The sequence below is a fragment of the Caenispirillum bisanense genome (assembly GCF_039523075.1).
GTDB lineage: Bacteria > Pseudomonadota > Alphaproteobacteria > Rhodospirillales > Rhodospirillaceae > Caenispirillum > Caenispirillum bisanense.
Map to the genome: position 1 here is coordinate 52,676 of NZ_BAAAEP010000008.1, position 12,981 is coordinate 65,656.

Annotated in this window: 13 protein-coding genes; 9 read left to right on the forward strand and 4 right to left on the reverse strand. The window is 71.5% G+C overall.

The features are described 5' to 3' along the window. Positions 1-200 precede the first annotated feature (200 nt). The 5 genes from ABD056_RS05940 (at position 201) to ABD056_RS05960 (ending at position 5,039) form a co-directional block, all read left to right on the forward strand. A complete protein-coding gene (locus ABD056_RS05940; RefSeq protein ID WP_343865340.1) occupies positions 201-818 on the forward strand; it encodes a LysE family translocator in 618 nt (205 codons plus the stop codon). Positions 819-1,025: 207 nt separating this feature from the next. Then, entirely contained in the window at positions 1,026-2,096 is a 1,071-nt protein-coding gene (locus ABD056_RS05945; RefSeq protein ID WP_343865341.1) for a hypothetical protein, read from the forward strand. A gap of 412 nt (positions 2,097-2,508) precedes the next feature. Continuing rightward, entirely contained in the window at positions 2,509-3,081 is a 573-nt protein-coding gene (locus ABD056_RS05950) for a gamma-glutamylcyclotransferase family protein (RefSeq protein ID WP_343865342.1), read from the forward strand. Between the two features lie 107 nt (positions 3,082-3,188). Continuing rightward, positions 3,189-4,319: a type III PLP-dependent enzyme gene (locus ABD056_RS05955; RefSeq protein WP_343865344.1), complete on the forward strand. Its 1,131-nt coding sequence runs from the start codon at positions 3,189-3,191 to the stop codon at positions 4,317-4,319. A gap of 51 nt (positions 4,320-4,370) precedes the next feature. Continuing rightward, a complete protein-coding gene (locus ABD056_RS05960; protein ID WP_343865346.1) occupies positions 4,371-5,039 on the forward strand; it encodes a GNAT family N-acetyltransferase in 669 nt (222 codons plus the stop codon). Positions 5,040-5,097: 58 nt separating this feature from the next. Here ABD056_RS05960 and ABD056_RS05965 read toward each other — a convergent pair whose 3' ends face one another. Genes ABD056_RS05965 through ABD056_RS05980 form a run of 4 tightly spaced genes read right to left on the reverse strand, consistent with a single transcriptional unit; the run spans position 5,098 to position 7,884 of the window. After that, positions 5,098-6,228 (reverse strand): alanine racemase, encoded by a 1,131-nt coding sequence (locus tag ABD056_RS05965; RefSeq protein WP_343865348.1) that lies wholly within the window; start codon positions 6,226-6,228, stop codon positions 5,098-5,100. Between the two features lie 5 nt (positions 6,229-6,233). Further along, positions 6,234-6,623, reverse strand: a complete 390-nt coding sequence (gene msrB, locus ABD056_RS05970) for a peptide-methionine (R)-S-oxide reductase MsrB (RefSeq protein ID WP_343865350.1) — start codon at positions 6,621-6,623, stop codon at positions 6,234-6,236. A gap of 23 nt (positions 6,624-6,646) precedes the next feature. Next, the gene (locus ABD056_RS05975) at positions 6,647-7,312 is read right to left on the reverse strand and encodes a ChrR family anti-sigma-E factor (RefSeq protein ID WP_343865351.1); all 666 of its coding nucleotides are present in this window, start codon (positions 7,310-7,312) and stop codon (positions 6,647-6,649) included. Then, positions 7,309-7,884: a sigma-70 family RNA polymerase sigma factor gene (locus ABD056_RS05980; RefSeq protein ID WP_343865352.1), complete on the reverse strand. Its 576-nt coding sequence runs from the start codon at positions 7,882-7,884 to the stop codon at positions 7,309-7,311. Before ABD056_RS05980 ends, ABD056_RS05975 begins: the two co-directional genes overlap by 4 nt. 249 nt (positions 7,885-8,133) lie before the next feature. On the opposite strand from ABD056_RS05980, the gene ABD056_RS05985 reads away from it, so the two are divergent. The 4 genes from ABD056_RS05985 to ABD056_RS06000 are packed head-to-tail and all read left to right on the forward strand — an operon-like array spanning position 8,134 to position 12,962. Then, positions 8,134-9,516 (forward strand): NAD(P)/FAD-dependent oxidoreductase, encoded by a 1,383-nt coding sequence (locus ABD056_RS05985; protein WP_343865353.1) that lies wholly within the window; start codon positions 8,134-8,136, stop codon positions 9,514-9,516. After that, on the forward strand, positions 9,513-10,319 hold the full coding sequence (locus tag ABD056_RS05990; protein ID WP_343865354.1) for a DUF1365 domain-containing protein: 807 nt from the start codon (positions 9,513-9,515) through the stop codon (positions 10,317-10,319). The genes ABD056_RS05985 and ABD056_RS05990 overlap by 4 nt, the downstream gene beginning before the upstream one ends. A gap of 44 nt (positions 10,320-10,363) precedes the next feature. Continuing rightward, entirely contained in the window at positions 10,364-11,590 is a 1,227-nt protein-coding gene (locus ABD056_RS05995; protein ID WP_343865356.1) for a class I SAM-dependent methyltransferase, read from the forward strand. Positions 11,591-11,594: 4 nt separating this feature from the next. Continuing rightward, a complete protein-coding gene (locus ABD056_RS06000) occupies positions 11,595-12,962 on the forward strand; it encodes an MFS transporter (RefSeq protein ID WP_343865358.1) in 1,368 nt (455 codons plus the stop codon). Positions 12,963-12,981 lie beyond the last annotated feature (19 nt).

The following is a 12,981-nucleotide window of genomic DNA, read 5'->3' on the forward strand; positions in this document are numbered from 1 at the left end:
GTCATCGTCGCCGGCGCCGCCGGCGGCCTGCTGCCGTGGCTGATCACCGCCAGCCGCCTGCGCGGCGTGCTGCGCTCCGCCGTCGCCCGCCGCCGCGTCAACCGGGGTGCCGGGGTGGTGATGATCGGCGCCGGGGCCGCCGTCGCCGCCGCCTGAGCCGCTGCCCCTTCCGCTTCTCCCTGCTTAGCGACGCCGCCATCATGACCCTGCACGCCGCCTTCGCCTTCTTCCTTGCCGTCTACCTGCTCGGCCTGACGCCGGGGCCGGGGGTGTTCGCGGTGATCGCCCGCGGGCTGGCGCAGGGGTTCGTGCGCACCCTGCCGTTCATCGCCGGCATCCTGTGCGGCAACGTCACCTGGCTGACCCTGACGGTGTTCGGCCTGTCCATGGTGGCGCAGGTGCTCGGCCCGCTGTTCCTGGCGGTGAAGATCGCCGGCGGCCTGTACCTGGTGTGGATGGGCGTCAAGATGTGGCGCAAGCGGGTGAGCGAGGAGGACATCGACGCCGACGTGCCGATGGAACGCTCGCTGTTCCGGCGCTGGCTGTCGGGCTACATGCTGACGCTGGGCAACCCGAAGCCGATCTTCTTCTACCTGTCGGTGCTGCCCAACCTGCTCGACCTCAATGCCCTCGCCCATGGCGCGGTGCTGACCGCCGCCCCCATCGCCGCCGCCGGCATCGCCTGCGCCCTGGTGCCCTACTGCCTGATGGCGAGCCGCCTGCGCCGGGTGCTGCGCAGCGTCACCGCCCGCCGCCGCCTCAACCGCGGCGCCGGGGCCATGCTGGTGGGCGCGGGCGCCGCCGTGGTCGCCAACTGACGGCCACGACCCCTTCCCCGTCCGCCGCCTGAGGTAGTCCGGCCGGAGACTGGCTCCCGCCGCATCGCCGTGCCTATGCTGGCCGCCCCTCCTGCCCCCGCAGCCGAAGGAGCCGCCCCATGCGCCGCCGCCCCCGCCTTCCCGCCCTTGCCGCCGGCCTGCTGCTGCCCCTGGCGGCGGCAGCCGCCGCCGGGCCAGTGGGCGCTGGTGCCGGGCACGTCGTTCCAGGCCTCCGGCGTGGCGGTCGACGACGCCACCGCCGGGCGCCTCGGCATCGCCGGCGAGCGCGGCCCGCAGTCGCTGATCGCCGCCGGCAACGGCGCCGCCTGGGACGAGGCCTCGCGCTGCCTGCTGTTCATGGGCGGCGGCCGGCGCGACTACGGCGGCAACGAGGTCTACCGCTTCGACCTCGACGGCCTGCGCTGGCAGCGCCTGACCGAGCCGTCGCCGCTGCCCGCCGCCACGGCCGCCGGCGCCTGCCCGATGCCGCCGGACGCCCCCGCCGCCGGTGTCTCGGGCGACGGGCTGGTGGTGGCCGGCGGGCGGCTGCATGCCTTCCTGTCCGATCCCTTCTGCCCCAAGGGCAAGCGCGGCCGCATCGACACCGCCTGGTCGCTGGACCTGAGCGCTCCCGACCGCGGCTGGCAGCGCCTGGCCGGGGCGCCGCCCGACTTCGCCGGCGCCCTCACCGCCCGCAACCCGCACACCGGCGGCATCGTGGTGTTCGGCAGCGACCGCGGCCTGCTGGCCGAGGTCGATCCTGCCGCCACCGTCCCCGCCCAGGGGCGCGAGCAGCCGGAGGCCAAGCTGTCGGGCAGCGACATCTGCGCCGAGAGCGACGATGCGGTCTACTGCCTCGCCCGTGGCCGCGCCCTTTATGCGGTGGAGTACGGCCCCGGCCGCCGCGCCGACCGCCTGCGCCGCCTGGGCGAGCCGCCGCTGGGCGGGGTCGGCACCGCCCCCTGCATGGTCTGGCACCCGCAGCGACGGACGCTGGTGGTGCTGTCCGGCGCCCGCAGCGTCTACGAGATCGAGCCGCGCGACCTCACCGTCACCCGCTGGCCGAACCCGGAGGGGCCGGCACCGTCGGAGGATACGGCGAGACTCGTGTCCAAATGCGCCTATGACCAACGCACCGATACCATCGTCGTGGTGCGCGACCCGCGCAGCGACGTCGCCCTCTATCGCCTGCCCGCCCCCGGCAGCCGCCAGGAGGAAGCCGACCAGGGTCCGGGATATGTCCGCGGGCTGCCGCTGCCGGGCCTGCACGGCGGCTGAAATCGCCAAGGTTCCTGCGGGTTTGGCAGGGGCGGGCGCGGCAGCGGCGCAACAGCGGCGACGATGTTTCGACGGGGCGAAAATTTCTCTTGTCAGGTCCGCGCGATAGGACTACATGCATTCCCACAGACGTATTCGCACGTGCCCCTGGCCCCGCGAGGCTAAGCAACGACGTAACGCGGCTCTGGACGTTCACTCGGCTCTGCCGGTGTTTTGCTGGAGAAGTGATATGGTTGCTAACCGCTCGCTGGGGCTCAGTACCCAGGTCGAATAGTCGGCGCCCTACCCGGGGCATGATTCCGGGTTTTCCGACATCGCTGAACGAACCCCCTGCTGCGCCGCCGGCGCGGTGAGGGATTTGCTTCCACCTTCCGCGTTCGCGCGCGGACGATGACCTGGGGGACGGCCCGCTATGGCTTCCTTCCTGTACACCAACGGCGAACACCACGCCGCTGAAGCCGTTTTCGTCTTCGGCAGCCTGATGTGCCCCGACCTGCTGGCGCGGGTGATCGGCCGCGAGGCCGCCCACATCCGCATGACGGAAGCCTCCATCCGCGGCTTTCAGCGCCGTCGGGTGGCCGGCGAGCATTATCCGGTGCTGGTGCCCAAGCCCGACGGGCTGGTCGAAGGCCGGCTGGTGGAAGGGCTGACGGCCGAGGACATCGACCGCATGCACTTCTACGAAGGCGACGTCTACGAACTGGTGCCGGTGACGGCCACCACCGAAGACGGCCGCCGGGTGACGGCGCTCGTGTTCCTCGACACCGGCGCCATCAACGTGTCCCACGACGGCTGGGATTTCAGTGCCTGGGTGCAGACCGAACGGTCCATGGCCCTGGTGCTGGCAGAACGGCTCATGACCTACTACGGCCGCATCTCCCTGCGGGAGGTCGAAGGGGTCTGGGCCCACATCAAGGACCAGGTGGACAGCCTCTACGGGTACGACGAAGAGGTCCAGGCCGCCGAAGCCCGAGCCTATCCATAGGCGCGCAAGGGCCGGGGTCTCCCCGCCCCCAAACGCACGAACAACTCCGCAAAAAACAAGCGTTTAGACTCACTTTGCGCCCGAGTTGCGCCTGAAGGACCGCTGCCATGAACACCAAGATCGCCGCTTTCCTCCGCGACACCCGCCCGGCCACCCCCTGCCTGGTGATGGACCTCGACATCGTGGCGGACAACTTCTCCGCCCTCAGCGCCGCCCTGCCCGACACCCGCATCTTCTACGCGGTGAAGGCCAACCCGGCGCCGGCGATCCTGCGGCTGCTGGTGGCGGCCGGCTCGTCCTTCGACTGCGCCTCGATCCCGGAAATCGACATGGTGCTGGCCGCCGGCGCCACCCCGGACCGCATCTCCTTCGGCAACACCATCAAGAAGGAAAGCGATGTCGCCGCGGCGTTCGAGCGCGGCGTGCGCCTCTATGCCTTCGACAGCGAGGCGGAACTGGACAAGGTGGCCCGCGCCGCCCCCGGCTCGCGCGTGTTCTGCCGCATCCTGACCTCGGGCGAAGGCGCCGAATGGCCGCTGTCGCGCAAGTTCGGCTGCGAGCCGGACATGGCCAAGGAACTGCTGCTCGCCGCCCGCTTCAAGGGCGTGGAGCCCTACGGCGTGTCGTTCCATGTCGGCAGCCAGCAGCGTGACCTGGAACAGTACGACCGCGCGCTCGCCGAAGTGGCCGACATCTTCCACGACCTCGCCGGCAAGGGCCTGGAGCTGAAGATGGTGAACCTGGGCGGCGGCTTCGCCACCAAGTACATGGTCGACATCCCGACCGCCGAGCAGTACGGCCAGGCCATCCGCGACAGCCTGCTGAAGCACTTCGGCAACCGCATGCCGGAAACCATCATCGAGCCGGGCCGCGGCATGGTCGGCAACGCCGGCGTCATCCAGTCGGAGGTGGTGCTGATCTCGAAGAAGTCGGCCAACGACAACCGCTCGTGGGTCTACCTCGACATCGGCAAGTTCGGCGGCCTGGCGGAAACCATGGACGAGGCGATCAAGTACCCGCTGATCACCGACCACGACGGCGGCGAGACGGCGCCGGTGATCCTGGCCGGCCCGACCTGCGATTCCGCCGACATCCTGTACGACAAGGCCGACTACCGCCTGCCGGTGGCGCTGCGCATCGGCGACAGGGTCGAAATCCGGGCCGCGGGGGCGTATACTACGACCTATGCCTCCAACGGTTTCAACGGCTTCGCGCCGCTCTCGGAATACTACATCTGACGCCGCGGCCCCGCCCGCTTCCGGCTCCTGGTTCAAGAGAGTACCCAGACGATGATGATCGTCCGTGAACTCCCCGGTCATGGCCCCGCCATCGACCGGCTGGTGGAGAAGTCCTTCGGCCCCGACCGGACGACCAAGACGGTCTACCGGCTGCGCGACGGCGTGCCCTCGGTGCCTGCCCTCAATCTGGTGGCGGTGGAAGGGGCGGAGGTGATCGGCACCATCCGCTTCTGGCCCATCGTCATCGGCGAGAAGCGGGTGCCGGCGGTGCTGCTCGGCCCCATCGCCATCGAGGAAAAGTACCGCTCGCTGCGCATCGGCACCCAGCTGATGCGGGCGGCGCTGGAGCGCTGCCGCGACGAAGGGCACGAGATCGTCATCCTGGTGGGCGACGAGCCCTACTACCGCCGCTTCGGCTTCCGCCGCGACCTGGCGGAGCGGCTTGAGCTGCCCGGCCCCGTCGACCTCAACCGCTTCCTCGCCCTGGAACTGGTGGACGGTGCGCTGTCCGGCGTCACCGGCATGATCGACAAGCCGACGGCGGAAGAACTGGAGCCGCAGGTCTCGGTGCCGGTGCTGCCCGGCATCGCCAAGAAACAGGTGTGGGTTCGCCGGCCGTGGGCGCAGGAAACCGGCACCATCCTCTTCTTCGAGCCCCCCGTCCACCCCGCGGGGCGGGCGATCACGCCGACGACGGCGGAAAACCGACTGATCGCGTGACCAAAGAAAAACCGCCCCCGGACAGCCATCCGGGGGCGGTTTTCCCTTCAAGACACTCTCACCAGCCGCCGAAGCGCTTCCACTTGTCGATCACCTCGCCGTGGTCGACGACGTGATAGGCCTCGTGGCAGGCGGCGGTGATGCAGGCGTGGTTGGGCATCACCCGCACCTTCGATCCCACCGGCAGGCGGTCCCACAGGTCGGGGTCGGGAACGGCGCAGATGCCGTGTTCCTGGTGGACGTCGGTGACGAACAGGTTGGCGTAAGGCCGCCCGGTGACGACGTCGCACACGACGCCATAGCCGATGTCGGCCATGATCTCGGTGGCGGAGGTGTCCTTCGACAGCGCGAGCGCCCCGGCATCCAGCAGCAGCCGCTCCGCCGGGCGGTTGTGGCCGATCACCGTCGCCAGCACCGACAGCGCCAGATCCTGGGCGCCACACACCCCCAGCATGAGCTGGTGGACATCCATGAACATGTAGACGCCCGGCCGCATCTCGGTCAGGCCGCTGAAGTCCTCGCCGCACAGGGCGGTCGGGGTGGAGCCGGCCGAGACCACCTCGCACGGCAGGCCGGCGGCGCGCAAGCGGCCGGCGGCATGGACCAGGGCCTCGCGCTCGGCCCAGGCGACGGTGCGGATCTCGTCGCGGTTGCGGCAGTGGTAGCTGTGGCCGGCATGGGTCAGCACGCCGGCGAGGCGGGTGCCCTTGCCCTCGTGCAGGGCGCGGCCGATGTCCAGCAGCGCCGGGCTGTCGGGCAGCACGCCGGCGCGGTGGCCGCCGCTGTCGATCTCCACCAGCACGTCGAACACCACCCCCAGCGCCGCCGCCGTCTGCGACACCACCCGCGCCATCTCGACGCTGTCGGTCAGCAGGGTGACCTTCACGCCCTTGGCGACCAGCGGCACCAGCGGCTCCAGCTTGCCGGGCACGATCCCCACCGCATAGGTGATGTCGCGGAAGCCGTGGCCGGCGAAGGCCAGAACCTCGGCGACTGTCGACACGGTGATGCCGCCCGCCTGCCCCTGGGTGGCGAGCATGGCGACCTCGGCCGACTTGGCCGTCTTCAGGTGCGGTCGCAGGGCGACGCCCTTGTCCGCCATCCGCCGGGCCATGGTCGCCAGATTGTTGCAGAGGACCGGAAGATCGAGGAGCAGCGACGGTGTCGGCAGGTCGGCGGGGCGGACCACAGGGCTTATTCCAGCTTCGTCAGGGAGACCGAGTTGATGCAATAGCGCATCCCGGTCGGCGGCGGGCCGTCCGGGAACACATGCCCCAGATGGGCATCACAGCGATTGCATAGCACCTCGATGCGCACCATTCCATAGCTGGTGTCGCGGTCCTCGCGCACGTTGGCGGGCTCCACCGGCTCGGTGAAGCTGGGCCAGCCGGTGCCGCTGTCGAACTTGGTGCGGCTGTCGAACAGCGGCAGGCCGCAGCACACGCAGGCGTAGAGGCCGGGTTCGTGGGCGTGGCAGTATTCGCCGGAGAAGGGGCGCTCGGTCCCCTTGTTGCGGGTCACCTGGTACTGCAGCGGCGTCAGCTGGGCGCGCCACTCGTCGTCGGACTTGACGATCTTCTCCACAGAAAGACTCCGTGCCGGTCGACTCAGATCCCGAAGAACGGTTGCATGAGTCTGGGCACGACGCCGGTGAAGCGCAAGGGTGCATCGGTTACCGCCAGGCACAGGCAGGGCTCGCCGGGGTCGGCGACCGGCTGGTGCAGCAGCGTCTGGTCGGCGCAGGCGACGTCGCCGCGGGCGAAGCTGCCCACCTCGTCGGAGAAGCCGCCGGCCAGCACCAGGGTGTATTCCATGCCGTTGTGACTGTGCTGGGGCATGGCGGCCCCCGGCTTGATGCGGAACAGCCGCGCCTTGGCGCCACTGACCGGCAGTTCCACCGACCGCACGAACGGCCCCATGGACCGCCACGGCAGGGTGTCGAGGCTGGCGCTGAGGTAGGACCGCAGCGGCTCCGGCACCACCGCGCGGGTGCGGGCGTCGTAGGCCGGGCGCGGGCGGGCGGGCGGCGGCGGGGCCGGCTCGGGCTCGTCCAGGCGGGCGAGCAGGGCGTCGAGGGCGTCGTCGGCCATGGGCGCCGGGGCCATGTCCGCCACCAGGGCGCCGCCCATGGCTTCGGCGGCGGCCACCCTGGAGCGGCACTCCGGGCACAGCGCCAGGTGGGTCGCGACCATCAGCGACAGCCCTTCGTCCAGGCTGCCGGCGGCATAGGCGACCAGCAGGTCGTCGCCGGGATGGTGCAGGATCCTGTTCATTCCACATCGTCTCCCAGGGCCATCCGCACCTTGCGGAAGGCGAGCCGCAACCGGCTCTTGACGGTTCCGAGAGGCAGTTGCAGCACCTCGGCGATCTCGGCGTGCGGCTTCTCTTCATAGAAGCTCAGCCGCACCACCTCCGCCTGTTCCGGCGGCAGCTGGCGGATCGCCTCGCGCACCAGGGCCTCGCGCTGGCGGGCGCCGACCTGGTCGTCGGCCCGCGGGTCGGCATCGGGCACCAGCGCCGGGTCGTCCGGGTCCAGTTCCGGCCGGCGCTCGCGGCGGATGAGGTCGATGCGCATGTTGCGCGCCACCGCGAAGATCCACGTACTGGCCGCCGCCTTGGCGGGGTCGTAGAGGTGGGCCTTGCGCCAGATGGCGAGCAGGGCCTCCTGCGCCACTTCCTCCGCCGCCGCATCGTCGGCCCCCAGCTTGCGCATGTAGGACTTCAGGCGCGGCGCGTAATAGGCAAACAGCGCGGCGAAGGCGGCCTTGTCACGGTCGCGACCGATGGCCAGCAGCAACGCGCGGGCGTCGATCGTGTCGACGGTATCCGTCCGGGTGACCGTCATGCCGCCGCTCCGCCGCGGGCGCCGCACCGCGGGCCGCAGGAGAGGGGGGAAGGACGGACCTTCGGGGCCGCCGATATGGGCTGCTTGTGCACTCATGCCCTCCGTTACGTGCGCCCGACGCCGCCGGATCACGCCCGCGGCGGCACATTTTTATCTGTCTGCGAAGGGTGATCCGAAAGGATCGCGCCCGCCGTAAGATGGTAGCCCATTGCCCGAGACACCATCCATTTTTTCGCACGGATTTCGCCCATGGCCCTGACCACCTCCTCGCCCCGCCCGACCGGCCGCCGCCTGCGCGTCGCGGTGATCGGTTCCGGCATCTCCGGCCTGTCCTGCGCCTGGCTGCTGTCGCACGCCCACGACGTGACGGTCTATGAACAGGATGACCGCATCGGCGGCCACAGCAACACCGTGGTGGTGCCGACGCCGGAAGGGCCGGTGCCGGTGGATACCGGGTTCATCGTCTACAACACCCTCAACTATCCCAACCTGACCGCCCTGCTGGCCCACCTGGAGGTGCCCACCTACGGCACCGACATGAGCTTCGGCGTCTCCATCGGCGGCGGCCGGGTGGAATACGGCGGCTCCGGCCTTGCCGCCCTGTTCGCCCAGAAGCGCAACCTGGCGCGGCCGCGGTTCTGGTCCATGCTGCGCGACCTGATGCGCTTCTACCGCACCGCCCCGGCGCTGCTGAACGATCCGGCGGCGGAGGGGCTGTCGCTGGGCGACTACCTGGACCGCGAAGGCTATGGCGAGGCCTTCCTCTACGACCACCTGCTGCCCATGGGGGCGGCCATCTGGTCGACGGCGGTGGAGGACATGCGCGCCCACCCGGCCACCGCCTTCATCCGCTTCTGCGACAACCACGGCCTGCTGAAGCTGGCCGGGCGGCCGCAGTGGCGCACGGTGGTCGGCGGATCGCGCGAGTACGTCGCCCGTCTGACCGGCCGCTACGCCGACCGCATCCGCGTCGGCGTCGGCGCCCGCGCCATCACCCGGCTGGGCGGCGCCGTGCTGGTGGAAGGCAGCGACGGCAGCATCGAGGCCTTCGACGAAGTGGTGCTGGCCGTCCACGGCGACCAGGCCCTGCCGCTGCTGGCCGACCCGACGGCGGAGGAGCAGGAGCTTCTCGGCGCCTTCCGCTACCAGCCCAACACCGCCTGGCTGCACACCGACCCGACCCTGATGCCGCGCCGCAAGGCGGTGTGGTCGAGCTGGAACTACCTTTCCACCGGCCGCGACGGCCGCGATGCCGTCTGCGTCACCTACTGGATGAACAAGCTGCAGCCGCTCGCCACCCGCACCGACCTGTTCGTCACCCTCAACCCAGAGACCCCGCCGCGCGACGAGGCGGTGCTGCGCCGCATCGACTACGCCCACCCGCTGTTCGATGCCGCCGCCGTCGCGGCGCAGAAGCGCCTGTGGAGCCTGCAGGGCAGCCGCAACACCTGGTTCTGCGGCGCCTGGTTCGGCGCCGGCTTCCACGAGGACGGCCTGCAGGCCGGGCTGGCGGTGGCCGAGGCGCTGGGCGGGGTGCGGCGGCCGTGGTCGGTGCCGGGCGAGTCGGCGCGCATCTTCCTCAACCCCGGCGTCGGGGCGGGCGTGGCGGCGCGGCCGGAGCTGGCGGCATGAGCATCGCCCCCGCCTCCGCCCTCTACCGCGGCACGGTGATCCACCGCCGGTTCCTGCCCAAGGCCCATGCCCTGCGCTACCGGGTGTTCTCGCTGCTGGTGGACCTGGACGAGCTGCCGCAGCTGGACCGCAGCCTGCGCCTGTTCGGCCACAACCGGCGCGCCGTGCTGTCGCTGTGGGATCGGGACCACGGCCCCGGCGACGGCACGCCGCTGAAGGCGTGGGTGGAACGGGAACTGGCGCAGGCCGGCATCACGGCCGGGGGGCCGATCCGCCTGCTGTGCTACCCGCGCCTGTGGGGCTTCGCCTTCAACCCGCTCAGCGTCTACTGGTGCCACCGGCCCGACGGCAGTCTGGCGGCGGTGCTGCACGAGGTTCACAACACCTTCGGCGAACGCCACTGCTACCTCGCCGCCGTCGATGCGGCGGACGGGGCGGCCAGGGTGATCCGCCAGCGGGCGGAGAAGGACTTCTACGTCTCGCCCTTCCTGCCCATGGACATGACCTATCACTTCACCCTGCGGCCGCCGGCCGAGGCGGTGACGGTCGGCATCGACGAGACCGACAGCAGCGGCGCCAAGGTGCTGCATGCCTCCTTCACCGGCACGCACCGCGCGTTGTCCGATGCGGAAATTCTGCGGGCGGTGGTCCGCCACCCGCTGATGACCGTAAAGGTTCTGGCGGGCATCCACTGGGAGGCCTTCCACCTGTGGCGCAAGGGCATCCGCCTGCACCGCCATGGCGACGCCCCCACGCCGCCGCTGGTCACCGTGGTGCCGCGTCCCGCCGCCGACGCCGGTTGAGTGTCCCGCCCCTGCCCTGCCGCTTCCTTCGCGAGTGGACCGCCATGCCCCATGATCCCGCCGCCGACCTCACCCTGTCCCGCGCCCCTGCCGTCCGCCTTGGTCCCTGGGGGCAGGCGGTGCTGCCGCTGCTCGGCGGGCTGGAGCGCGGCCGCCTGACGCTGATCGACCCCCACGGCGCCGTGCGGGTGTTCGACGGCCGGCGGCCGGGGCCGCAGGCGACGGTGCAGGTGCTCGACCCCGCCGCCCTGCGGCGGCTGGTCACCGGCGGCTCGGTGGGGCTGGCGGAAGCCTACATGGACGGCCAGTGGGACAGCCCCGACCTGACGGCGGTGATCGAGCTGGGGGCGGTCAACACCGGCCTCGACGACGAGTTCGAGGGCCGCTGGATGACCCGGCTGGTCAACCGCATCGCCCATCGCCTGCGCGGCAACACCCGGCGCGGCAGCCGGCGCAACATCGCCTATCACTACGACCTCGGCAACGGCTTCTACCGCCGCTGGCTCGACCCGACCATGACCTATTCCGCCGCCCTGTTCAGCAGCCCCGACCAGGACCTGACCGCCGCCCAGGTGGCCAAGTTCGAGCGGCTGGCGGAGCATCTGCGGGTCGGCCCCGGCGACCATGTGCTGGAAATCGGCTGCGGCTGGGGCGGCTTCGCCCGCCACCTTGCCACCACCCGCGGCTGCCGCGTCACCGGCATCACGCTCTCGACCGAGCAACTGGCCTGGGCGCAGGCCATGGCGCAGCGGGAGGGCCTGACCGACCGGCTGGAGTTCCGCCTGCAGGACTACCGCGACGTGCCGGAACCCTACGAGGCCGTCGCCTCCATCGAGATGTTCGAGGCGGTGGGCGAGGAACACTGGCCGGTCTACTTCCGCACCCTGCACGACCGCCTGAAGCCGGGCGGCCGGGCGGCGCTGCAGGTCATCACCATCGCCGAGGACCGCTTCGACCGCTACCGCCGCGGTGCCGATTTCATCCAGCGCTACATCTTCCCCGGCGGCATGCTGCCGAGCCCGTCGCGCCTGCGCCGGGGCTTCGCCGCGGCCGGCCTGACGCTCACCGACGAGTTCGCCTTCGGCGCCGACTACGCCGAGACCCTGCGCCGCTGGCAGCACGGGTTCCGCCGCGAGTGGCCGGCCATCCGCGCCAGCGAGGGGTTCGACGAGCGGTTCCATCGTATGTGGACGTATTATCTCAGCTACTGCGAGGCCGGCTTCCGCGCCGGCACCATCGACGTCGCCCACTTCGCCCTCACCCGGCCCTGACCCCATGGCCGCGCCGCCGCTCGGCTGGCGTCTCCTGGCCGCCTACGGGGCGCCGGGGTTCGCCCTTGCCATGCCGACCATCCCGGCCTTCGTCCTGCTGCCGACCTTCTATGCCGACACCATGGGCCTCGGCCTGGCGGCGGTGGGCACGGCGCTGCTGCTGGCGCGGGTGGTGGACGTGCTGTCCGACCCCCTGGCCGGCTGGCTGAGCGACGCCCGCCCGACCCGCTTCGGCCGCCGCAAGCCGTGGATCGCCGGCGGCGGCGTGGTGGCGGCGGCGGCGCTGCTGGCGCTGTTCATGCCGCCTGCCGGGGCCGGCTTCGGCTGGCTGGTCGGCTTCACCATCGCCCTTTACGTCGGCTGGACCTTCGTGGCCGTCCCCTACACCGCCTGGGGCGCCGAGTTGACCCGCGACTACGACGACCGCTCCCGCCTCACCGCCGCCCGCGAAGGGCTGATGCTGGCCGGCATCCTGGCCGCCGGCGCCGTGGCGGCGGTGACGGCGCCGCTCGGCCACGGCGAGGCGGCGGGGCTGGCGGCGGTCGCCTGGCTGGCGGTGCTGGCCGGGGCGCCGGCGGTGGCGGTGCTGCTTCTGCGGGTGCCGGAAGCGGCGACCCCGCCTCCCCACGACGCGGCAGCCCGGCCGGTGCGGCTGGATCGGGCGGCGGTGCGCTCCGCCCTTGCCAACAAGCCGTTCCTGCGGCTGCTGGCGGCGTGGTTCGTCAACGGTGCCGCCAACGGCCTGCCGGGGGTGCTGTTCCCGCTCTACCTCCAGCATGCGCTGGGCGCCGACCGGACCCAGCAGGGTCTGCTGATCTTCCTCTACTTCCTGGCCGGCATCGTCGCCATGCCGCTGTGGCTGCGCCTCGCCCGCCGCATCGGCAAGCACCGCGCCTGGGTGGCGGCCATGGCGCTCTGCTGTCTGGTGTTCGTGTGGGTGCCGCTGATCCCGCCCGGCGCCGTCTGGGCCTTCGCCGCCGTCTGCCTGCTGACCGGCGCCACCCTGGGCGCCGACCTTGCCCTGCCGCCGGCCATGCAGGCCGATGTGGTCGACCTTGACACCCTGCGCAGCGGGCAGGAACGCGCCGGCCTGTTCTTCGCCCTGTGGAGCATGGCGACCAAGCTCGCCCTCGGGCTGGCCGCCGCCGGCGGCTTCTGGGCGCTGGAGGCGGCGGGCTTCGACGCCGCCGCCGCCACCAACGGCGCGGACGCCCTGCTGGCGCTGACGATGATCTATGCGGTGGCACCTGTCGTACTGAAGGGGGTGGCGATGACGCTGGTCTGGCCCTTCCCGCTCACCGCCCGGCGGCAGCGCATCATCCGCGCCCGGCTGGAGCGGCGGAGCCGCAGCGCCGCCCCGGCCGGCCGGTAAGGCGCCGGCCGAACGAACA